Below are 22506 nucleotides of genomic sequence, written 5' to 3' on the forward strand. Positions count from 1 at the left end.
CCGGTTGCCTACCACTGGCGGACGCTCCAGGTGACACCCGTACCAGGGGTCACGGGCTCACCGGCGGGGCTGGGTGGTGAGCCGGTGCCGTATAGGGAGGTTGCCCCCATATTCTCGGTCGTACTCTGTCAAGTCCAGCTCCAGCCGGGCGCGTGGGTGCGGCCGGGACGGCGGCCCGGCCGGGGTGACCAGGGGGAACGGGGGTATATCGGCAGCCGGGTGGTCGGGCCGGGGTGTGGGGCCGGGGCCCGCCGGGTGGGGCCGGGGCCCGCCGGGTGGGCCCCGGGCGGGACGGGCGGGGGGGGCGCCCGCCTGCGCGTGACGGGTCCTCGGAGACGGTGTGACGGGAATGTGGGGGCCGGTACCCGATGTGGGTGCGCGGGCGGCCCGGCCATGCTGCTGGGGCGAGAGGTTCGTCGTACACCAACCCCAGGAGGTACCCCTATGGGTGAGCCCGTGCGAGTCAGCATCGCCGCTCTGGATCCGGTGCTGGAAGCCGGCACGAGGAGCACCTTGCTCAGCAACGGCGATGTCACGGTGATCCTGCCGGGCGAGCAGGCCGAGGTCGCCGTGGTGATCGTCGACCGGGTGACGGACCAGGTACTCGACATCGTCCGGGCGACGCGGAGCGCGGCGCACCGGCCCGAGATCGTCCTGGTGGCCACTGATCTGAACCCCGCCGAGGCGATGCATGCCATCGCGGCGGGCGCCCGCGGCCTGCTCCGCCGCAGCGAGGCCAGCCCCGACCGGCTGGCTCGGACGGTGCTCGCCGCCGCCGGGGGCGACTGCACCGTGCCACCCGGCCTGCTGGACGGCCTGCTCGAACAGGGCGTCGGCGTCCACGCCACCCCCGCCGACGCCGCCCCCGTCCGCTGGGCGGGCTCGGGCCTGAACGACCGTGAGCGTGCGGTGCTGCGGCTGGTCGCCGAGGGCCGGGAGACCGGCGAGATCGCCCTCGAACTGTCCTACTCACCCCGCACCGTGACGACCATAGTGCACGACATCACCCAGCGCTTCCGGCTCCGCAACCGAGCCCACGCGGTGGCGTACGCCCTCCGGGCGGGCCTGCTGTGACGGGCGCCGGGACGTTGATACGGGAGCGGCTGCGGGTGCACGTCAACGCGAGCGACTCGACCGTCCGGGACGCCGTGGTGGCGAAGCTGCGTCGCGCCGGGATCGCACCGGTGGGCGAGCCCGACCGGGAGCCCGGCGCGGTGCTGGTGGCAGCCGGGGGCACGGTGGACGAAGCGATCGACGCCTGCCTGCCGGGCCTGTGGTCCGACGGCCGCCGGCTGCTGGTGGTGGCCGACGTGCTGTCGCACAACGGCGTCCTGCGGGCGGTGCGGGCTGGCGCCCGGGCGATGCTGCACTCCGCCGAGGCGACACCTTCACGCCTGGCGGCCGCCGTGCACTCCGCCCACCAGGACGAAGGTCGGCTGCCGCACAGCGTGCTGGCCCGACTGCTCAACGGCTTGGCGCTCAACAGCTCGGCGCTCAACGACTCGGCCGTGACCGGCCCGCCCCACCCTGGTGCGGAGCCGAGGCCGGGGCCGACCACCTCGCGGTTGACCTCCCGGCAGACCGAGGTGCTCACGCTGATGGCCGAGGGGCACGGCAACGCGGCGATCGCCCGCTCCCTCGCCTGCTCGGAACACACCGTGAAGAACGTCATCTACGAGCTGATGGCCCGGCTCCAGGTCCGCAATCGGGCCCACGCGGTGGCCCACGCCGTCCGGACCGGTCTGATCTGAACTTCGCGACCCCGCCGCTCTGAAGCCCCGCTGCCCCGCACGGCCCCAGCCTGCCCGGCCGGGCAGGGCGGAGGGCAGAGACAAACGCGCAGCAGGCCAGGCGATCGACGCCTGCCGCTCCTTCCCTGGCGCCGGCCACCCGCCGGTCGGCACCCTGACTTCTGCCCGCGTCCGTCTGGCCGCGCGGCGTTTCTCGATCCGTGGAGACGAACCGGTGCGCAACGGTCGGCCGCGGGATCACCGTAAGCCGAGAGGACACCGGATGACCATCGCCGCGGACGGGCCGACCGTCCCCCTTCACGAGCCGGACGAGAACGCCGACTTCAAGGTCTTCGAGGAGCTGGAGTCGGAGGTTCGGATGTACTGCCGCAAGTTCCCCGTGGTCTTCGAGCGGGCGAAGGGCGCCGAGCTGTACACCGAGGACGGACGGACCTTCCTGGACTTCTTCTGTGGCGCCGGCACCCTCAACTACGGACACAACAACGACTTCATCAAGGGCAGGCTCGCCGAGTACCTGGCCGCCGACGGCGTCACCCACGGTCTCGACATGTACACCGTGGCCAAGCGCCAGTTCCTCGCCGCCTTCGCCGAAGTGGTCCTGCGGCCACGCGGGTTGGACTACAAGGTGCAGTTCGTCGGTCCCACCGGCACCGACTCCGTGGAGGCCGCGCTCAAGCTCGCCCGCAAGGCGACCGGCCGCTCCGGCGTGATCGCGTTCACCGGCGCGTACCACGGTATGTCGCGCGGCTCGCTCGCGGTGACCGGCAGCCGGCGGGCCCGCCGGGCCGGCGGGGTGAGCGGGCAGGACGTCACCTTCGTACCGTACGAGGACGGCCCGCAGGGCGGGTTCGACTCGCTCGGGTACATCGAGCGGCTGCTCGCCGACCCGTCCTCGGGGGTGGAGGTGCCCGCCGCGGTGATCGTGGAGCCGATGCAGATGGAAGGCGGCGTCTACCCGGCGTCAGCCGAGTGGCTGCGCGGGCTACGGGATCTGACGGAACGACACGAGATCCTGCTGATCCTCGACGAGATCCAGTCGGGCTGCGGGCGCACCGGCACCTTCTTCTGCTTCGAGGAATCCGGTATCACCCCGGACATCGTGACCCTCTCGAAGTCCATCGGCGGGTACGGCCTGCCGCTCTCCCTCACCTTGTTCCGCCGGGAGTTGGACGTCTGGGAACCCGGTGAGCACACCGGCACCTTCCGTGGCAACCAGCTGGCCTTCGTGGCCGCCACCGCGGCTTGCGAGCTGTGGCGACAGGACACCCTCCACGCCGGTCTGGCCGCCGCCTCGGCCCGCCTCGATCGGTTCCGCACCGAACTCGCCGCCGTGGAACCGGCCTTGAAGGTGCGCGGCAGGGGCATGGCGCTGGGGATCGACACCTCCGGAGCCGGCGGGTCGGAGCGCGCCGACCGCGTCCAGCGGTACGCCTTCGAGCACGGACTGATCGTCGAGCTCTGCGGCCGCCACGACGAGGTCATCAAGCTGCTGCCACCGCTGACCATCGACACCGCCCGTTTCGACCGCGGCCTCGATGTGCTCCGGCAGGCACTGCTGGCGCCCTGAGGGCCTGGACGGCGCCGATAGCCGCACCGCAGTCAGGGACTGCGGCCAGGACTTGAGTCACAGAACCGAGGAGGATCCGATGCCCCACCCGCCACGCCGCCACCTGATCTCCATCAACGACCTCAGCTACGAGGACATGCACGGGATCGTGCAGCGGGGCGTCGAGTACGCTTCCGGCCGGTGCGAGGACGCCCGCCCGCTGCGGGACGCCGTCGTCGGCGTTCTCTTCCGCAAGACCTCCACCCGCACCCGGACGGCCTTCTCGGCCGGCGCGCTGCGCCTCGGCGGACAGCTGATCAGCTACGGCCCGGGGGATCTCCAGGAGAACACCGGTGAGACCGTCGAGGACACCGCCGAGGTGCTCTCCCGGATGCTCGACGTCCTGGTGGCCAGGACTGCCGGCAGCGAGGCCGAGCTGCGCGCCTTCGCCTCCCAGCAGCGGATGGCCGTGGTCAACGCGATGAGCGCCGCCGAGCACCCGACCCAGGCGCTCGCCGATCTCACCACGCTGCAGGGCCGGTTCGGGCGGATCGAGGGCCTGCGGGTGCTCTACGTCGGCGAGGGCAACAACACCGCATCCGCCCTCACCCTCGCGCTCTCCCGGTACCGAAACACCACGCTGCACCTGCGGACACCGCCCGGCTACGGTGTGGAGCAGCGCTTCCTGGACCGCGCGGCGGTGGACGCCAAGAGCAGTGGGGCGACGGTCGACCAGCGGCACGACATGACCGGCCTGCCGACCGTCGATGTGGTCTACACCACCCGGTGGCAGACCACGGGGACGGCCAAGGCCGACCCCGACTGGCGCAGCGTCTTCGCGCCGTTCCAGGTGGACGAGGCGGTGATGGCGGGCAGCCCCGACGCCGTGTTCATGCACGACCTGCCCGCGCACCGGGGCGACGAGGTGACCGCCGAGGTGCTGGACGGGCCCACGAGCATCGCGTACGAGCAGGCCGAGAACAAGTACCACAGTGCGCGGGCCGTCTTGGAGTGGTGCGCGGGCGGCTCACGCCGGGGGTCCGTCGATGTCTGAGACCGTACTTCTGCCCGGTGGCGGGTGGCGGCTCTGGAGCCACTTCGCGCTCCGCGGGCCCGGCTTCCCGGCGGCCGGGGTGCTGCGGCTGGTGCCGGAGGGCCTGGCGGTGGCGGCGGACAAGTTCGGCGCCCGGGAGGCCCTCACGGGACCGCAGTGGGAGGGGTTCGAGGAGGCGTTCGGCGAGGCCGCCGTCGGGACGGCCCGCGAGCTGCAGCAGATCGCGGCGCAGCCGGCCTTCCGCGCCGCGGTGGCCTGGCAGAACCGGGCCGTGCTGCGCACCGGGATCGCTCCCTTCCTGGCCTGGACGCCCAGTGCGGCGGGCCGCACCAGCATGCCGCGCCAGCGTGAGGAGTTGATCGCGCACTACTGGCAGCGGTTCTGCGTGAAGAACGACACCATCGGGTTCTTCGGCCCGGTCGGCTGGGGTCGGATCGACACCGCAGAGCGCGGCATCCTGGTCGATCCCGGCGAGGGCCTGATCGCACGGTCCGAGGTGTACTTCTCGAGCTGGTCGATGGATGCGCTAGCCAAGACCATCGACACCGACCCGGCGCTGCGAGACTGGACCGCCCCGCGCCGCGTCCCGTTCGTCCGCATCGACGAACAGAACGGCGCCCAGAGCGTCACCCTGCCCGGACGCCCCCCGCAGCCGATCACCCCGCCCATCCATCAGGTACTCACCCGCTGCGACGGCACCCGTACCGCCCGAGCGATCCGACAGGAGCTCGCCGCCGACCTGCGCCCCGACCAAGTCACCGACACACTCGAGGAGTTGGTCAAGCGACGGTGGATCGTCTGGCGCCTGGAAATCCCCGCCACCACCTACCCCGAACAGTACCTGCGCTCGGCGCTGGAGCGCGTCGGCGACCCCGCCGTGCGCGAGCCTGCCCTGGCCAAGCTGCTGGTTCTGGAGCGCGGCCGCGACCGCGTGCACGCGGCGGGCCGGGACGCCGACGAGCTGTGCGCGGCGCTCGCCCAGCTGGAGAGCGACTTCGCCGAACTGACCGACACCGCCGCGCAGCGCGAGAAGAGCACCCGCACCGCGCCCAACCGAGCCTTGGTCTACGCCGACTGCCGCCGCTCGGCGACGGCCCGGGTCGGCACCGCCGTGTTGGGCGAACTCACGCCGCTGGAGCTCTGCCTGACCAGCGCCCGGTGGATGACCAACCGCTTCGCCGAGGCCGTCGGCGGCCGGATCACCGAGGCCTTCCACCGGCTGCGCACCGAACGGAAAGTGGTGGATCTCGGCTCGCTCTGGTTCGAGTGCCTGCCCGCACCGCACGGCGAGTCGATCGCCGACATCGACCGCATCCAGGCCGAGTTGCGCGCCCGCTGGTCGCGGATCATCGACGCCCCGCCCGGCGCCCGGCAAGTCCGGCGCTCCTCGGCCGAGATCGCGGACCAGGTCCGGGAGGCCTTCGACGAGCCCGGTGGAGGCTGGTCGCTGGCGCGCTACATCAGCCCCGACGTGATGGTCGTCGCCCAGGATCTGGCGGCCGTCGGACGCGGCGAGTTCGAGCTGGTGCTCGGCGAGTTGCACGTCGCCATGAACACCCTCGGCGCCTCGCTCTTCGTGATGCAGCACCCGGACCGCCAGGAGCTGATCGAGGAGACCTGCACCGACTTCCCCGGCCCGCGCCTGGTGCCGATGCTGCCGAAGGAGCTCCCACTGATCAAGTGGTCACCGCGCAGCCGGCCCGCCCTGGAGCGCCCCCAGGACTACTCCGTCGCGCTGGTCGACCACACCGCCGACCCGCTCCGTCCCCGGACGGTGTGCTCGGCCGATGTGCCGGTGGAGGAGCGGGACGGCCGGCTGGCCACCGTCCTGCCCGACGGCGCGGTCTTCGACGTGCTGGACGTGTTCAGCCACGCGCTGACCAACCGGGTGATGGACCGCTTCACCCTGCGGGCCGACGCCGACCACTCGCCGCGCGTCACCGTGGACCGGATGGTGGTGGCCCGGGAGACCTGGCGATTCGCCGCCTCGGTGCTGGAGTTCGCCAGGGAGAAGAGCGAGGCCCGCCGCTTCGTCGGGGCCCGCCGCTGGAGCGAGGAGAACGAGCTGCCCCGGTACGTCTTCGTGGTGTCGCCGTCCGAACCCCGGCCGTTCTTCGTGGACTTCGACAGCCCGGTGTACGTGAACATCTTCGCCAAGGCCGTCCGCCGGCTGGCGGCCAAGGCCCCGGACGCCCGGCTGACGGTCTCGGAGATGCTACCGACCCCGGAACAAGCCTGGCTCACCGACGACTTGGGCAACCGCTACACCTCGGAACTGCGCTTCGTGGCCGTCGACCGGTCGGTGAGCCCGGAAGGCGGGGTCTGACCGTGGACAGCACATTCGTCGACGACATCGGCGTGCACGCCGCATGCGATCCGCTGGCCCCCGCCCTGGTCACCCCCGGCGGCGTGGTCTCCTACGGTGAACTGTTCGACCGGATCGACCGGTTGGCCAGGGCGCTGGTCCGGCGCGGGGTGGGCCCGGAGGCGGTGTGTGCCGTCGCCGTCGAGCGCGGCGCGCAGGCCGTCGTCGCGATGGCCGCCGTGGCGCGCGCGGGCGGCGCCTTCCTCACCCTCGACGTGGACCTGCCGGGCCCGCGCCTGGCCGCCATGGTCGAGAGCGCGGGGGCCACGTTTCTGGTGACCGACAGCGCCCTCGAAGAGCGGCTCGCCCTCCCCGTCGAGGGCCCGGCCGTCCTGATCGACCGCCTCGACGCGACAGCCGGCGAACCGGACGTACCCCTACCGCCCGTCGAGCCGTGCACACTGGCCTACGTCAGCCACACCTCGGGGTCGACGGGCACTCCGAACGCCGTCCTGATCGAGCACCGGGGCCTCACCTCGTACCTGCGATTCGTCGCCCGCGACTACGGGTTGGGGCCGCGCACCATCGCGGTGCAGCTGGCCCCGCTCGGCTACGACGCCTCGATCCGGGACACCTTCGCCCCGCTGGCGGCCGGCGGGCGCCTCGTCCTGGTGGAGCGCTCCGCGCTGCTGCGGGCCGACGAGTTCCTGGCCACCATACGGACCTTCCGTGTCAACACCGTGCTGAGCGCGACCCCGTCCTTCCTCACCTTCCTCACCCAGCACGAGGGGGGCGCCGATCGGCTGCGCGGCGTGAAGCTGGTGGTCTCGAGCGGGGAGTCCCTGCGGCCCTTCCTCACGGCAGGCGGCCGACGGGCGTTCACCGGCAGGCTGGTGAACCAGTACGGCCCAACCGAGTGCACCATGACCTCGACCCGGTACGACGTGCCGGCCGACCCCGAGACGGCGGCCGACCCGGTCGGCACGCCCATCGACGGGGTGACCGCCCAGCTGCTCGACACCGGGCTGCGGCCGGTGCGGGACGGGGAGGTCGGTGAACTCCATCTCGGCGGCGTGGGCGTGGCCCGTGGCTACGCCGGCCGGCCCGGGCACACCGCCGACCGCTTCCGGCCCGACCCGGCGGGGCCGGCCGGAGCCCGGATGTACCGCACCGGCGACCTGGCCAGGCGGCGGCCGGACGGCACCCTGGAGTACCTCGGCCGGAGCGACCGACAGATCAAGATCCGGGGCTACCGGGTGGACCCGGCCGAGATCGAGGGCGCGCTGCTCACCCACCCCGCCGTCACCGGCGCGGTGGTCACCGCCGACACCGACGGCAGGGGCCGGGTCTTCCTGGTCGCCCATGTCACGGGCCGGCTGGCCGAGGTCGCGGACACCGTGCTGCGCGCGCACCTGGCCGAGAGCCTGCCGCACTACATGATGCCGCGCCGGTTCGACCGGATCGAGCGCGTCCCGATCACCGGCACCGGCAAGGCCGACCGGGCTGCGCTCGGACCGCGCGCCGTGACAGGCGTGACAGGCGTAACGGCCACGACGGCCACGACAGCTGCGGACGGGGCCCGATGAGCAGCCTGGGCACCCGACTCGGGCTCGACGACGTGCTCGCGGCAGCCGACCGGATCTCCGCCCAGGTGCGCCGCACCCCGCTGCTGACGGTGCGTTCGCTGCCCGGCCTCCTACTGAAGGCCGAACACCTCCAGCACAGCGGCTCGTTCAAGCTGCGGGGCGCCGCGAACGCCATGGTCGGGAACGGCGCCACCGAGATCGTCACCGGCTCGTCCGGCAACCACGGGATCGCGGTCGCCCAGCTGAGCGGCGCGCTGGGCGTCGGTGTCACCGTCGTGATGGCCGCCGGGGCCAGCGCGGCCAAGGAGCGGGTGATCCGCGCGCTCGGCGCACGCGTCGTCCGGGTGGACGGCGGCGTGGCCGAGCGCGACCGGCACGCCCGGGAGCTCTCCGGCCGTTACGGGGCGCTCTTCGTGCCGTCCTCCGACCACGAGCTGGTGGTGGCCGGTCAGGGCACCTCGGGCCTGGAGGTCTTCGAGGACGTGCCGGACCTCGACGCGATCTACGTACCGACCGGCGGCGGCGGCCTGCTCGCGGGTGTCTGCCTGGCCGCCTCCGCCCTGACCAGACAGGTGCGGATCATCGGCGTCGAGCCGGTGGACGCCAGACGCTACGCCCTCTCACTCGCGGCGGGCGCCCCCGTCGAGGTGCCGCCGAGCCGGACGGTCGCCGACGGGCTGCGCGGCCAGCGGCCGGGCGAGATCCCGCACCCGATCATCCAGCGGCGGGTCGACGAGATGATCGGCGTCACCGACGAGGCGATCACGCACGCGATGGAGCTGCTGCACCGCGCGGGCGTCGAGGCCGAGCCGACCGGGAGCGTGGCGCTGGCGGGCGCGCTGGCTTCGGCCGACCCGGCGCTGCGCGGCGGCCGGGTCGCCGTCATCGTCTCCGGCGGTAACACACCCGCCGCACTGGCCGCCCGGAACCTCCCGGTGAACCGTCCCCAGATCCACTTCGAGCACCACTCCGACAACCACACTGATCAGGAGTCACCATGAGCACGATGAACGCGACCAAGGTCGATGCGGCGGCGCTCCCCGAGCTGATCGCCTCCTTCTACCGCGAGACACTGGGCGACGAGAGTCTCGACACCAGCAGCGACTTCTTCGAGGCGGGCGGCGACTCGCTCAGCGCCTTCCAGATCACCGCCCGACTGCGGGAGGCGATCGGCATCGAGGTCGCCGTGGCGCTGGTCTTCACCTACCCGTCGCCCGAAGACCTTGCGACGGTCGTCGCCGAGGACCTCGAAGCCCTTGAAGACATCGCAGACCTCAAAGACACCGCAGACGCCGACCGGCTCTGAAGACACCGACCGGAGGCAGGGAGAGCAGCGGGCCATGACCGGGACAACAGTGCCGTTCGGTGACAAGTGGCAGGTGTGGGAGCAGTTCGGGCTCCGAGGGGCGGGCTTCCCGGCGGCCGGGGTGCTGCGGCTGGCGCCGGAGGGCCTGGCGGTGGCGGCGGACAAGTTCGGCGCCCGGGAGGCCCTCACGGGACCACGGTGGAGGGCCTTCGAGGAGGTCTTCGGCGAGGCCGCCGTCGGCACGGCCCGCGAGCTGCAGCAGATCGCGGCGCAGCCGGCCTTCCAGACCGCGGTGGCCTGGCAGAACCGCGCCGTGCTCGGCCGGGCGATCGCACCGTTCGTCCGATGGGAGCCCACCGCGGCGGGTCGCACCAGCGGGCCGCGCCAGCGTGAGGAGTTGGTGGCGCACTACTGGCAGCGGTTCTGCGTGAAGAACGACACCATCGGGTTCTTCGGCCCGGTCGGCTGGGGTCGGATCGACACCGCAGAGCGCGGCATCCTGGTCGATCCCGGCGAGGGCCTGATCGCACGGTCCGAGGTGTACTTCTCGAGCTGGTCGATGGATGCGCTAGCCAAGACCATCGACACCGACCCGGCGCTGCGAGACTGGACCGCCCCGCGCCGCGTCCCGTTCGTCCGCATCGACGAACAGAACGGCGCCCAGAGCGTCACCCTGCCCGGACGCCCCCCGCAGCCGATCACCCCGCCCATCCATCAGGTACTCACCCGCTGCGACGGCACCCGTACCGCCCGAGCGATCCGACAGGAGCTCGCCGCCGACCTGCGCCCCGACCAAGTCACCGACATACTCGAGGAGTTGGTCAAGCGACGCTGGATCGTCTGGCGCCTGGAAATCCCCGCCACCACCTACCCCGAACAGTACCTGCGGGCCTGGCTGGAGGGTATCGGCGATCCGGCGCCCCGGCAGCACGGTCTCGATCTGCTCGGCGCCCTGGAGCGCGGCCGGGACAGGGTGCAGGCGGTGGGGGACGACGTCGAGGAGCTGTGCGCGGCGCTCGCCGCGCTGGAGAGCGACTTCGCCGAACTGACCGACACCGCCGCGCAGCGCGAGAAGAGCGAGCACACGGCACCCAACCGGGCCCTGGTCTACTCGGACTGCGTCCGCACCGCGACGGCCCGGGTCGGCACCGAGGTGCTGGCGGCGCTGGCCCCGCTCGATCTGCTGATGACCAGCGCGCTGTGGCTGACCTCCCGGCTGGCGGACCAGGTGCTGGGCCTGGCCGAACAGGTCTACGACCGGCTCGCCGAGGCGGCGGGCGAGGGCGGCCGGGTAGACCTGGCCGCCTTCTGGTTCGCCTGCATGCCGATCCTGCACGGTGACGCGGTCACCGGGGCGGCGGAGATCCAGCGCGAGTTCTGGCGGCGCTGGGACGGGATTCTGGGCCGGCCCGCAACCGACGGTCGGCTCCGGGTGGCCTCGGCGGACATCGCCGACCGCGTCCGGGAGGCCTTCGGCGAGCGGGGCGCGAGCTGGACGGCGGCGCGTTACCTCAGCCCGGACGTGATGATCGCGGTGGAGGACGAGGAAGCGGCGGAGCGCGGTGAGTTCGAGCTGGTGCTCGGCGAGCTGCACGTCGCCACCAATACCCTCGGCAACTCGCTCTTCGTCAACCAGCACCCCGCGCCGGAGGAGCTGTTCGCGCAGACCGGCCGGGACCACCCCGGGCCCCGGTTGATGCCGCTGCTGCCCAAGGAGCACAAGTCGCGGCTCTCCGCCCGCGTCCGGCACTTCCTGGTGCGCCCCGAGGACTACTACGTCGCGCTGCTGGACCACACAGCCGACCCGAACCGCCCCCGGACGGTACTGAGCGCCGACGTCGCGGTGGAGCGGCGGGAGGGCCGGCTGGTCGTGGTGCTGCCCGATGGCGCGGTCTTCGACGTGCTGGACGTGTTCAGCCACGCGCTGACCACCCTGGTGATGGACCTCTGCCGACTGCTCCCGGACGCCGACCACTCGCCGCGCGTCACGGTGGACCGGATGGTGCTGGCCCGCGAGACCTGGCGCTTCACCGGCGCGGGCCTGGAGTTCGCCAGGGAGAAGAGCGAGGCCCGCCGCTTCGTCCGGGCCCGCCGCTGGTGGGCGGGGGCGGAGCTGCCCAGGTTCGTCTTCGTGGTGTCGCCGTCCGAACCCCGGCCGTTCTTCGTGGACTTCGAGAGCCCGGCGTACGTGAACCTCTTCGCCAAGGCCGTCCGCCGGCTGGCCACCAAGGACCCGGAGGGCCGGCTGACCCTGACCGAGATGCTCCCGACCCCCGAGCAGTCCTGGCTCACCGACGAGCAGGGCAACCGCTACACCTCGGAGCTGCGTTTCGTGGTGGTCGAGGACTGACGGACCTTCAACAGAAGGCGGGCCGCTCCCGGCAGGACGGGGGCGGCCCGCCTTCTGCCATGTACACCGCCGGGAACCCGTACACCGCCGGGAACCCGTACGCCTCCGGAAACGCCGCGGTGGCGGGGCACTCCCCCCAGGGGTGCCCCGCCACCGCGGTGCTCGTACCGGCCGGTCGGGCCGGTGCTCAGCCGACCAGTACGTGCCCGTCGTCCGCCCGGTGGACGCGCGACCGGCGCAGGTTCTGGACGGCGAAGGTGCGCTGCAGCCAGCGGTCCCGGCCGTCGTAGTGCGGGGTGAACCCCGTCCGCCCGTGCACCGTCACCCGGTTGTCCACGATCGCGAGGTCACCGGGGGTCAGGTAGTGGGTGAGCGCGTGCTCGGCGAACAAGGCCTGCAGCTCCCGCATCGCGGCGTCGGCCCGCCGGGTCAGCGGGCCGGTGGCCGCGAAGTCCACCTGGACGTCCGGGTCCTCGGGTGCGCCGCTCAGCACCGCGTGCGGCTGCGACTCCCCCGGGGGCAGGCCGAACGAGGGCGGTGGGGCGCTGACGAACTCCGGCCGGAACAGCACCTCGCGGCTCTCGTCGCTCAGCAGCCGGGCCACCTGCCGAATGGAGGCCGTCCGCAGCCCGGCCACCCGGTCGTGGTCGGCCCGCAGGCAGAGCAGCAGGACGTAGTCCGGGCGGTGCGGGTGGAAGACGTTCTCGTTGTGGAAGGTCAGATGCACCGATCCCTCGTTGCCCTGGAACTCCTCGTTGCCGGGCACCGGGATGACGTCGTGCACCATCGCGCCGGACTTCTCCGGCCGGAAGGAGATCGGATCGCCCAGCGTGTTGGTGACGAGCATCAGCGCGGCCGCGGCGACGGTCGCCTCCCGCTGCACCGAACCGCTCACCATCGGCGTCCCGGGGACGAGTGCCGGGTCCACCGGCAGTCCCCGGATCACGAACGCCCCGGCGGGGCCGGAGTCGCGCCGGAAGGCCGCCAGCGACTTCCGCAGCGAGACCGGCAGGTCGTGCCAGCGCCGCCCGGCCTCCCGCAGCCATGCCGCGTCGTCGATCCGGCTGCCGGCCGTCGACAGCAGCGCTCTCGCCACCTCTTCGACCGCCAGCGTGTCGGCTCTGTTCAGGGTCATCCCGTCGGCATGGGTGCCGACCTCGAGGCCCATCGACATCAGTGCACTTCCTTCTGGACTTCTTGACGGTCGGCCATCTCTGTCTGCTGCTTCCCTGTGTCCATCAGGCGGGTGAGCACCTCGGCCACCTCGCCGACGTGCGGCGCGCGCAGGACCCCGAGGTGGTTGCCGGACACCCGGTACACCTCCAGCCCGCCGTCGGCCAGTTCGGCCCACCGGCTGGTGAAGTCGGCGAAGCTGACGCCGATCGCGACCTCGTGCTGGCCGGCGGCCAGCTCGTCACCCGCGAGCAGGTGCAGCTTCCCCGGGTAGGCCCGGTGCCGGTAGTTCAGCCGGGTCTGCAGCAACTCCCGCCAGACCCGCACCCGGGATGGCCAGAAGTCGTCTCCGGGCACCGGCGGATCGATTTCGCCGTCGTCGACGATCACGTTGAGGACGGCGTGCGCCTGCCGCTGGATCTCGTCGACCTCGTCCTCGCCGGCCACGGCGAGCCGGGCCAGCAGGGCCTCGGCCCGCAGGAAGGTGTCCATGAACTCCCGCATGTTCTCGCGCTCGTAGGTGTCCAGCGCCGGGTCCAGCAGGAGGAAGGTGACGTCCTCGCCGGCCTCGTACAGCCGCCGGGCCATCTCGGTGGTGATCTGGCTGCCGCCGCACCAGCCGAGCAGCCGGTACGGGCCGGTCGGTGCGGCCCGGCGCAGCTCGGCGAGGTTGAGTTCGGCGATCTGCTCGATGCTCTCGGGGGCGGGGCATGGGCGGGTCAGCCCGGGCCACTCGAACACGCCCACCGGCTGGTCCTCGTCGAGGTGTTCGGCGAGTTGGGCGAACCAGTGCGCGCTGCCGGGGTGGACGCAGAACAGTGGCGGCCTCGTCCCTTCCCGGCGGAGCCAGACGATCGCGTCCGCGGTCTCCGTCCCGCAGCTCCCCGTGCCTGCCTCCGCGGTCTCGGAATCGGCCACCACCCGGGCCAGTTCGGCCACCGTCCGGTGCCGGTAGAAGTCCTGGAAGGAGAGCCGGATGCCGTGCTCGGTGCGGAGTTTGACGATCACCCGCATCACGGTTAGCGAGTGGCCGCCGAGCTCCACGAAGCTGTCGTCGATCCCGACCCTGGGCAGGCCCAGGGCCTTGGCCCAGGCCCTGGCCAGCACGTTCTCCACCGACGTTCGCGGTGCCCGGTAGCTGCGCGTCGAGGCCGGGCCCGCGAACTCCGGCAGCGCGGCGGCGTCCACCTTGCCGCTCGCGGTCATGGGCAGGTCGTCGAGCACCAGGTAGCCGGACGGCACCAGGTAGGGCGGCAGCGTCCGGGCCAGTTGGGAGGGCAGCCCGGCGGTGTCGATCTCGGCGCCCTCGGCCGGCACCAGGTAGGCGACCAGCTCCTTCTCGCCTCCCAGCGTGGTGTGCACCCGGACGGCGACGTCGCGGAGGTCGGCGTGGCCGCGCAGCGCGGCCTCGATCTCGCCCAGCTCGATCCGGTACCCCCGGATCTTCACCTGGTGGTCCACCCGGCCGGCGAACTCCAGCACGCCGTCCTCGCGGTACTTGGCCAAGTCACCCGTCCGGTACAGGCGTTGTCCCGCCTCCGACGCGTAGGGATCCGGCACGAAGCGCTCGGCGGTCAGCTCTGGGCGTTCGACGTAACCCCGGGCCAGCTGCGCCCCGCCGATGTAGAGCTCGCCCACCACCCCGACCGGGACGAGTTCGAGATTCCGGTCCAGCACCCGCATCGTGGTGTTTGCGAAGGGCCGCCCGATCGGCAGCACACCCGCTTCGAGTTCGGCGGCGGTAGCCTCCAGGTGCGAGCAGCCGACGGTGGTCTCGGTCGGTCCGTACTCGTTGTCGACCACGGTGTCCGGTGCGTGCTCCGCCCAGCTGGAAACCATGTCCCTGGTCAGCTCCTCGCCGCCGGCGATCAGGCGGCCGGCCGCGTGACGGACCGCCTCGGGCGACAGGGACTGGTTGAGCAGGGCCAGGTGCGACGGGGTCAGCTTGAGCAGACCGAAGCCGCCTCGCTCCAACTCGGCGACCAGCGCGTCGATCCCGGGTGTGCCGTCGTCCTTGGTGATGGTCACCGGCTGCCCGGAGAGCAGCGCGGGGAAGAGTGAGGTGACGGGCAGGTCGAAGGCCATCGAGGAGTACAGTGGCGCGCCGGTGCCGCCGAGCGGGGTGTAGCCGCCCAGGCACCAGGAGACATAGTTGACCAGGTTGCGGTGCTCGATCATCACGCCCTTCGGCGTGCCGGTGGAGCCGGAGGTGTAGACGATGTAGGCGAGGCCGTCCGGGTCCGCCGTCCGGCCGAGGTTCTCCGGCGAGCGGTCGCCGAGCGGCACCTCGCCGTCCAGCAGCAGCACCCGGGCCGGGCCGTCGGCCAGCAGTTCGGCCAACTCGCTCTGGGAGAGCACCAGGGCGGCCCGGGTCTCGGCCAGCAGGGCGGCCAGCCGGGGCGCGGGGTGGCCGGGGTCGAGCGGCAGGTAGGCGGCGCCCGCCTTGAGCACGCCGAGCAGCGCGACCACCAGCTCGGGCCCCCGGCGTAGCAGGACGCCGACCCGGCTCTCCCGGTCGACGCCGAGTGAGCGCAGGTGGCGGGCCAACCGGTTGGCTCGGGAGTTCAGTTCGGTGTAGCTGACGGTGCTGCCGTCGGCGCAGCGCAGGGCGACGGCGTCCGGCGTGCGGCCGACCTGACGCTCGAACAGCTCGTGCAGGCATTCGTACGGGTAGCCCGCGTCGGGCCCAGCGGCGAAGGAGAGCAGCCGCTGCGCCTCGGTCTCGTCGAGGGCGGTGCCGCGGGCGTCGCCGGCCGGGTCGGCCGCCATCGCCGCCAGGATCCGGCGGTACGTCCCGGCCAGCCGCTGCCCGTTGGCGCGGCTGATCCGGGCGGGCTGGCCGGAGATGTACAGCACGCCGGGGAAGGTCCAGACGTCAAGCCCGAACTCGTTGGGGCTGACGTCGACCACGTTCGCCGACTCGATCCTGCTGCGGTCCAGGATATGGAAGTCGAGGTAGGTGAAGGCGACTTCGACCAGCGGTGTGCCGGCGCCCCACTCGCGCTGCATCTCCGGCAGCGGGAACCGGCGGTGCGGCCAGGCCGCGACCTCCTCGGCGAAGACCTGGCCGACCAGTTCAGCCCAGGTCGCGCCGGTCAGTTCGACGCCGAGCGGCAGGGTGTTCAGGTGCATGCCGCGCACCGACTCGCCGCCCCTGGTCTCCAGTCGCCCGTTGCAGACCAGACCCGTGTGGAACCGGTGCGAGCCGCTGACCACGCTGAGCGCCTTCAGGTGGGCGGCGAACAGAACGCTCTTGAGTGGGGCCCCGGCGGCGGCGGCCAGTCGGCGCAGCCCTGGCTCCAAGTCCCGGAACGGGACGGTGATCAGGTACGGCAGCTCGCCCGAGCCCGGTGCGGCGGCCCAGCTCTCCGGCAGCTCGACCCGGTCGAACCGGCCGGTCCGGTCCTGCCAGAACGCGCGGTCCGCCTCGGAGGCCAGCGAGTCCAGCTCCAACGCGATGTGGTCGGCAAAGCGGACGGTGTCGGTGGGGGCGGGGGCGGGTTCACGCCCGTCCCGGATCGCCCGGTAGTCCGCCATCACCTCGGTGATCAGCGAGTGGTGGCTCCAGCCGTCGAGGATGGCGTGGCACTCGATGAACGAGAAGGTCCAACGGTCGTCGGCGGTCAGGTGCACGTGGAAGCGGAGCATCGGGGCCCGGGTGATGTCGAACGGGGCCCTCCGGGTCTCCTCGGTGAACCGCTCGACGGCCTCCGCCGCCCCGGCCTGGCCGAGCGGGCGCAGGTCGTCGAAGCCGACCTCCACCGCGCCAGTGGTGTGCACGAGTTGGAGCGGCTCCTGATAGCCGGAGAGATCGAAGGAGGTGCGCAGGATCTCGTGCCGCCGGGCCAGCAGCGCCGCCGCCGCACGCATCGCGGGGAGCGAGAACGGGGCGTCGTCGGTGAAGGGGAAGAGGGTGATGTTGTGGTAAGGGCTCGTGTCCCGGTCCGAGACCATCTGGTAGACCATGGCGGCCTGCACCATGGACATCGGGTAGGCGTCGGCCAGACCGGTGGGCAGCTTCGCCCGATCCTCCGGCGAGAGCAGCGCGAACGGGGCGACCCGCCGCTCCTCGGGGCTGACCTCGGTGGCCGGCCCGGCCGACTCGGCGTACCGGGCCAGGGTCTCGAGGGTCTGGTGCACCAGCAGGTCCTGCACGGTCAGTTCGATCCCGCGCGGGCGCAGCGCGCCCACAACCCGGATCGCCCGGATCGAATCCCCACCGAGGGCGAAGAAGTTGTCCCGCACACCCACCCGGGGCAGGCCGAGCACCTCGGCCCAGCTCTCCGCCATCACCTGCTCGATGGGTGTTCTCGGGGCGATGTGCTCCTCCTCCGCGAGCGCCCGGTGGACGTCCGGATCGGGCAGCGCCCGGCGGTCGGTCTTCCCGTTGGCGGTCACCGGGAGCACGTCCAGCGGGACGAAGACCGCGGGCACCATGTAGGCGGGCAGCACCCGGCTGAGGTGGTCGCGCAGCTCCGCCACACCGGCCAGCCGGCCTGCTGTGGTGGTGTAGTAGGCGACCAGCCGCGACTCGCGGTCCCCCGGACGGCGATGGGCGAGCACCACACTCTTCTCCACCCCGGGGTGGCCGGTGACGGCCGCCTCGATCTCGCCGGGCTCGATCCGGTAACCGCGGATCTTGACCTGGTCGTCGGCCCGGCCGAGGAACTCCAGGCCACCGTCCACGCCGTAGCGCGCCAGGTCGCCGGTGCGGTACATCCGCGCGCCCGGCACCGTCGCGTACGGGTCCGGGCCGAACCGGTCGGCGGTCAGCGCCGCCCGGCCCAGGTAGCCGCGGGCCAGCCCCGCTCCGGAGACGTGGAGTTGGCCGGGCACGCCGATCGGCACCGGGTTGAGCTCCTCGTCCAGCACGTACACGCGCAGGTCGCCGAGCGGCCGGCCGATCGGGCTGCGGCGGGCGCCCGTGGTCTCGGCTGCACTGACCTGATGGTACGTCACATGCACGGTGGTCTCGGTGATCCCGTACATGTTGACCAGCGCCGGGGTGGTGTCGCCGAAGCGGTCGAACCAGGGCGCCAGCTCGGCCACGTCCAGGGCCTCGCCGCCGAACACCACCTTCCGCAGCGAGAGCGCGTCCGGTGCCAGATCGGCGGCGTTGACGGCCTCGATCAGGCCCCGGAAGGCCGACGGGGTCTGGTTGAGCACGGTGACCCGCTCGGCGACGAGCAGGGCGAGGAAATCCTGCGGGGAGCGCGAGGTGGCGAACGGCACGACCACGACCCGGCCGCCGTGCAGCAGGGCGCCCCACAGCTCCCAGACCGAGAAGTCGAAGGCGTAGGAGTGGAACAGCGTCCACACGTCGTCGGGGCCGAAGTCGAAGTCGGCCGCGCAGGAGGCCAGCAGGCGCAGCACGTTGCGGTGGGTCACGGGCACGCCCTTGGGGCGGCCGGTGGAGCCCGAGGTGTAGATGACGTAGGCGGTGTGGTCCGGGCCGGCCACGGGCGCCGGGTCGGTGTCCGGCCAGTCGGCCGGATCCGCCTCCGGTGCCACGGTGGTGACACCGTCTCCCGGCACCTCGTCCCGGGAGACCACCACGGTCACTGCGGCGTCGTCGAGGATGTAGGCCAGCCGGTCGGCCGGCTGGCCCGGGTCGAGCGGGAGGTACCCGGCGCCGGACTTGAGCACCCCGAGCAGGGCCACCACCAGGTCGAGGCCGCGGTCGAGCCGGACACCGACCAGTGAATCCGGTGCCACGCCGATCGAACGCAGCCGGTGCGCCAGCCGGTTGGCTCTGGCGTTGAGATCGGCGTAGGTCAGCGCCGCGCCGTCGTAGCTCGCCGCGGTGGCGTCCGGGGTGCGCTCAGCCCAGGCCTGGAACGCCTCGGCCAGCGACGGCGCGGTCGGGTAGTCCCGGGCGGCGTCGTGCCGGGCCGTCAGCCGCTCGCGCTCGGCGCTGGTCAGCAGCTCCAGCCCGCTCACCCGGGCGTCCGGGTCGGCGGCGATGCTCGCCAGGAGGCGTAGATAGTGGCCGACCAGCCGCTGCGCGGTCTCCGTGTCGAACAGCGCGGTGGCGTAGTCGAGCCGGCCCGACAGCGAACCGTCCGGGCGGGTGCCCAGGGACAGCCCCAGGTCGTACTTGGCCACGCTCCAGGCGACCGACTCGGGCTCGGCGGCCAGGCCGGCCCGGGCGGCGGGATCCCTGGTCTCCAGCTGGAAGACCGCTTGGAAGATCGGGGTGCGGGACGCGTCGCGCACGGGCGCCAACTCGTCGACCAGCTGCTCGAACGGGGTCTCCTGGTGCTCGTAGGCGTCGAGCGCGGTCTCCCGTACCCGGGCCAGCAGATCCACGAAGGACGGCTCGCCGGAGAGGTCGGTGCGCAGCACCACCATGTTGACGAACAGGCCGATCATCTCGTGCGTGGCCGACTCGTCCCGGCCGGCCAGCGGACTGCCGACCACCACGTCGTGCTGCCCGCTGTAGCGGCCGAGCAGCAGCTGGTAGGCGGCCAGGAAGACCATGAACGGGGTCGCCCCGTGCCGCCGGCCCAGCTGGACCAGGAGCTCGGCCGACTCGGCCGGCACGGTGAAGGCGACACTGGCACCGTCGGTCGAGCGGACGGGCCCGCGCGGGCGGTCGGTGGGCAGCTCCAGCGGCTCCAGACCGGCCAGCGCGCGGCGCCAGTGGTCGAGCTGCTCGGCGAGGCGGGCGCCGGAGAGGCGCTGGCGCTGCCAGACGGCGAAGTCCGCGTACTGCACCGGCGGCCGGGCCAGCGGGGAAGGCAGACCGGCCGCGAACGCCTGGTAGAGCTGGTCGAGTTCGGTGAGCAAGATCGCCTCAGACCAGCCGTCGAAGGCAATGTGATGGATCGTCAGCAGGAGCACATGATCGTCGTCGGCCAGCCGCACCAGCAGCGCCCGGAGCGGCTGCTCGGCCGCCAGGTCGAACGGGCGCGCACCGGCCTCGTTCTCCAGCTCGGCCAGCCGGTGCTCGGCCGCCTCCCGGCCGGTGCCGCGCAGGTCGAGAAAGGTGAAAGCCGACGGGCCCGGCCCGTCGATCACCTGGACGGGCTCGCCGTCCCCGGTCGCGTACCGGGTGCGCAGCACCTCGTGCCTGGCGACGACCTCGTCCAGCGCGCGCCGCAGCGCTGCCCCGTCCAACTCGCCGCGCAGCCGTAGCCGCAGGGGCATCAGGAACTCGGTGCTGCCGGGCTGGATCTGATCCAGCAGCCAGAGCCGGCGCTGCGCGAACGACAGCGGCAGCGCCTCGCCCCGGGCCACCGGAGTGATCCCGTCGTCCTGCGCAGCCTTCGCCAGGCCCCGCAGGCGCCGCTTCAACAACTCCGCGCGGGAGATCGAGCTCGTGCTCATCCTTCGCCTTCCTGATACCTGCCGTAGATTGACCCCGGACCCGGGCGCACTGACCGAACCCAGGCTGCACACCGGGCGGCAGGCGCTAGCAGGGTCAGCGCGGCGCTCTTTCAGGCAGGTAAGACTGCGTGTGTGAGTGCCCGTCCTTCTCTGTGGCCCACCGACCGGTCCGAGCAGCATCGACGCATGACCGACAAGGTGCCGCCGTTGCTGCGCAATCGGGACTTCCTGCTGCTCTGGCAAGGTTCCGCGGTGTCGAGCCTCGGCTCGAACGCCTCCACCGTCGCCTACGCGCTGCTGGTGCTGGCCCTGACCGGCTCGCCCGCCGACGCGGGCTTCACCGGCTTCGTCGCGCTGCTCCCGCAGTTGCTGTTCCAGCTGCCGGCCGGAGCACTGGTCGACCGGTGGAACCGCAAGCGGGCGATGATCTGGTGCGACGTGTTGCGCGGCCTCACCGTCGGCAGCGTCGCGGCCGCCCTGCTCGCCGGACACCTGTATCTGGCCCACGTGCTGGTGGCGGGCTTCGTCGAGGGCACCCTCACCGTCTGCTTCCGGATCGCCGCCTCGGCGGCGGTACCCAATGTGGTGCATCCCTCCCAACTCGCGCTGGCGCTCTCGCGCAACGAGGCCCGGGCACGGGGCGCCGCCATGCTCGGCCAGCCGCTCGGTGGAGTCCTGTTCGGGCTCGGCCGGGCCGTCCCGTTCCTCTTCGACGCGTTCAGCTACCTGGTGTCGCTGGGCGCACTGCTGATGATCCGGAAGGACTTCCAGGTCGAGCGCCCGGCGCAGCCCGGACGGCCAGGGCGGTTGGGGCAGCTGGGGCAGCTGGGCGTCGAGATCGGCGAGGGCGTGCGCTGGCTCTGGCGGCAGCCCTTCCTGCGGACCACCACCTTCCTGATCGCGGGCAGCAACCTGCTCTTCCAGGCCCTGTTCCTGACCGTCCTCGTGAGCGCCCGGCGGCACGGCGGGTCGTCCGCCGCGATCGGCGTGATGTTCGGCGTCGCTGCGGTCGGCGGTGTGGTCGGCTCTCTGGTCGCCCCCGCGCTGGAGCGCCGGCTGTTGATGAAGGTGGTGGTGATCGGGGCCAACTGGGCCTGGGCGCTGCTCGTTCCGCTACTGCTGGTCGTGCGGAACCCGTACCTGATCGGCGCGGTGTACGCGCTGATGTGCTTCGTCGGCCCGGTCTGGAACGTGGTGATCTCCGCCTACCAGCTCGCCGTGACCCCCGACCGGATGCGGGGCCGGGTGCTCGGTGCGGCGGGCATGGTCGCGTTCGGCGCCGTCCCGCTCGGCTCGCTGATCGGCGGTCTGCTGCTGAGCCGCTACGGCGCCGACACCACGGTGTGGCTGCTGGCCGGCTGGATGGCCCTGCTCGCCGTCGTTTCCACCGTCAGCCCTGCCGTCCGCGCCGCCCCGGGCCTCACCGAGGCCACCCCCCTCGAACCCCAGTCGGCCACCGCCCGCTGAACCCGGCGGCGACGCTTCACCGTCCCGACGGTGCGAACGCGGTCGACGCCGGCGGCACACATGGCCGCGACTGTTGCTTCCGAGACGGCGTAGCGAGCTGAAGTCGGGGTTGCCGCTGCCGGGAGCCACATGACTTCCACCGTCCAACCCCTGGCCAGGCCATTCCCCAGGCTCCGGCGCCTTGGCCGACCCAAGCCGTCACCGCCATTTTGGTCGCGGAGTTGACCGGTGAGTGCCTGTCGGTGATGCCGCGCGAGGCCCAGCGCCAGGCCGGCCTGCAGGCGTCCCCAACCTCTCGAGGCTGACGCGATGGGGCGTGGCATCCATTCTCTCACGCTCTACCAGGACAGTGTGCGCAACGACGCCGCCACCTTCGCCTACGCGCAGTGGATGACCGAACGGGGCGCAGAGGTACGCACCGCGCCCGTCCTGCCGCCGAGTTTGCTGATCTTCTGCCGACAGGTCGCCGTGGTACCGATCGACCCCGCCAACACCCGCCTGGGCGCTCTGTGCACCCGCGAGCCGGCCGTCATCGCCACCTTGGTCGCCCTGTTCGAGCAGGCCTGAGAGGCGGACGTCCCCCCTCGGCACCGACGCCGGGCGCGACACCCGGACCGGACTGGACGCGACCGAGAAGCA

At 72.4% G+C, this 22506-nt stretch carries 13 protein-coding genes; 11 read left to right on the forward strand and 2 right to left on the reverse strand.

Annotated elements, in window-relative coordinates; all coding sequences use genetic code 11:
* The first annotated feature begins 444 nt into the window (after positions 1–444).
* The 9 genes from OG332_RS05290 (at position 445) to OG332_RS05330 (ending at position 11898) form a co-directional block, all read left to right on the forward strand.
* Positions 445–1074 carry a helix-turn-helix transcriptional regulator gene (locus OG332_RS05290; RefSeq protein WP_327412324.1) on the forward strand — a complete coding sequence of 210 codons (630 nt, stop codon included), beginning with the start codon at positions 445–447 and terminating at the stop codon, positions 1072–1074.
* Positions 1071–1751: a helix-turn-helix transcriptional regulator gene (locus tag OG332_RS05295; protein WP_327412325.1), complete on the forward strand. Its 681-nt coding sequence runs from the start codon at positions 1071–1073 to the stop codon at positions 1749–1751. The genes OG332_RS05290 and OG332_RS05295 overlap by 4 nt, the downstream gene beginning before the upstream one ends.
* Positions 1752–2013: 262 nt before the next feature.
* The gene (gene ectB / locus OG332_RS05300; protein WP_327412326.1) at positions 2014–3318 is read left to right on the forward strand and encodes a diaminobutyrate--2-oxoglutarate transaminase; all 1305 of its coding nucleotides are present in this window, start codon (positions 2014–2016) and stop codon (positions 3316–3318) included.
* A 79-nt stretch (positions 3319–3397) separates the two neighbouring features.
* Complete coding sequence (locus OG332_RS05305) at positions 3398–4351, forward strand: ornithine carbamoyltransferase (protein ID WP_327412327.1); 954 nt, start codon at positions 3398–3400, stop codon at positions 4349–4351.
* The gene (locus OG332_RS05310) at positions 4344–6677 is read left to right on the forward strand and encodes a lantibiotic dehydratase (protein ID WP_327412328.1); all 2334 of its coding nucleotides are present in this window, start codon (positions 4344–4346) and stop codon (positions 6675–6677) included. The genes OG332_RS05305 and OG332_RS05310 overlap by 8 nt, the downstream gene beginning before the upstream one ends.
* Positions 6678–6679: 2 nt before the next feature.
* Positions 6680–8242 carry an amino acid adenylation domain-containing protein gene (locus tag OG332_RS05315; protein ID WP_327412329.1) on the forward strand — a complete coding sequence of 521 codons (1563 nt, stop codon included), beginning with the start codon at positions 6680–6682 and terminating at the stop codon, positions 8240–8242.
* On the forward strand, positions 8239–9243 hold the full coding sequence (locus OG332_RS05320) for a threonine ammonia-lyase (RefSeq protein ID WP_327412330.1): 1005 nt from the start codon (positions 8239–8241) through the stop codon (positions 9241–9243). The genes OG332_RS05315 and OG332_RS05320 overlap by 4 nt, the downstream gene beginning before the upstream one ends.
* Positions 9240–9548 carry a phosphopantetheine-binding protein gene (locus OG332_RS05325; RefSeq protein ID WP_327412331.1) on the forward strand — a complete coding sequence of 103 codons (309 nt, stop codon included), beginning with the start codon at positions 9240–9242 and terminating at the stop codon, positions 9546–9548. Before OG332_RS05320 ends, OG332_RS05325 begins: the two co-directional genes overlap by 4 nt.
* A gap of 34 nt (positions 9549–9582) precedes the next feature.
* Positions 9583–11898, forward strand: a complete 2316-nt coding sequence (locus OG332_RS05330; RefSeq protein WP_327412332.1) for a lantibiotic dehydratase — start codon at positions 9583–9585, stop codon at positions 11896–11898.
* Positions 11899–12085: 187 nt separating this feature from the next.
* Here the strand turns inward: OG332_RS05330 and OG332_RS05335 are convergent, their stop codons facing one another.
* Positions 12086–13072: a TauD/TfdA family dioxygenase gene (locus tag OG332_RS05335; protein ID WP_327412333.1), complete on the reverse strand. Its 987-nt coding sequence runs from the start codon at positions 13070–13072 to the stop codon at positions 12086–12088.
* Entirely contained in the window at positions 13072–20400 is a 7329-nt protein-coding gene (locus OG332_RS05340; RefSeq protein WP_327412334.1) for a non-ribosomal peptide synthetase, read from the reverse strand. Before OG332_RS05340 ends, OG332_RS05335 begins: the two co-directional genes overlap by 1 nt.
* 186 nt (positions 20401–20586) lie before the next feature.
* On the opposite strand from OG332_RS05340, the gene OG332_RS05345 reads away from it, so the two are divergent.
* Together OG332_RS05345 and OG332_RS05350 are read left to right on the forward strand one after the other, a co-directional pair.
* Entirely contained in the window at positions 20587–21867 is a 1281-nt protein-coding gene (locus OG332_RS05345; protein ID WP_327412335.1) for an MFS transporter, read from the forward strand.
* 309 nt (positions 21868–22176) lie between these two features.
* Positions 22177–22434 (forward strand): hypothetical protein, encoded by a 258-nt coding sequence (locus tag OG332_RS05350; protein ID WP_327412336.1) that lies wholly within the window; start codon positions 22177–22179, stop codon positions 22432–22434.
* Positions 22435–22506: the final 72 nt, after the last annotated feature.

The sequence above is a fragment of the Streptomyces sp. NBC_01233 genome, from assembly GCF_035989305.1.
Taxonomy (GTDB): Bacteria; Actinomycetota; Actinomycetes; order Streptomycetales; family Streptomycetaceae; genus Streptomyces.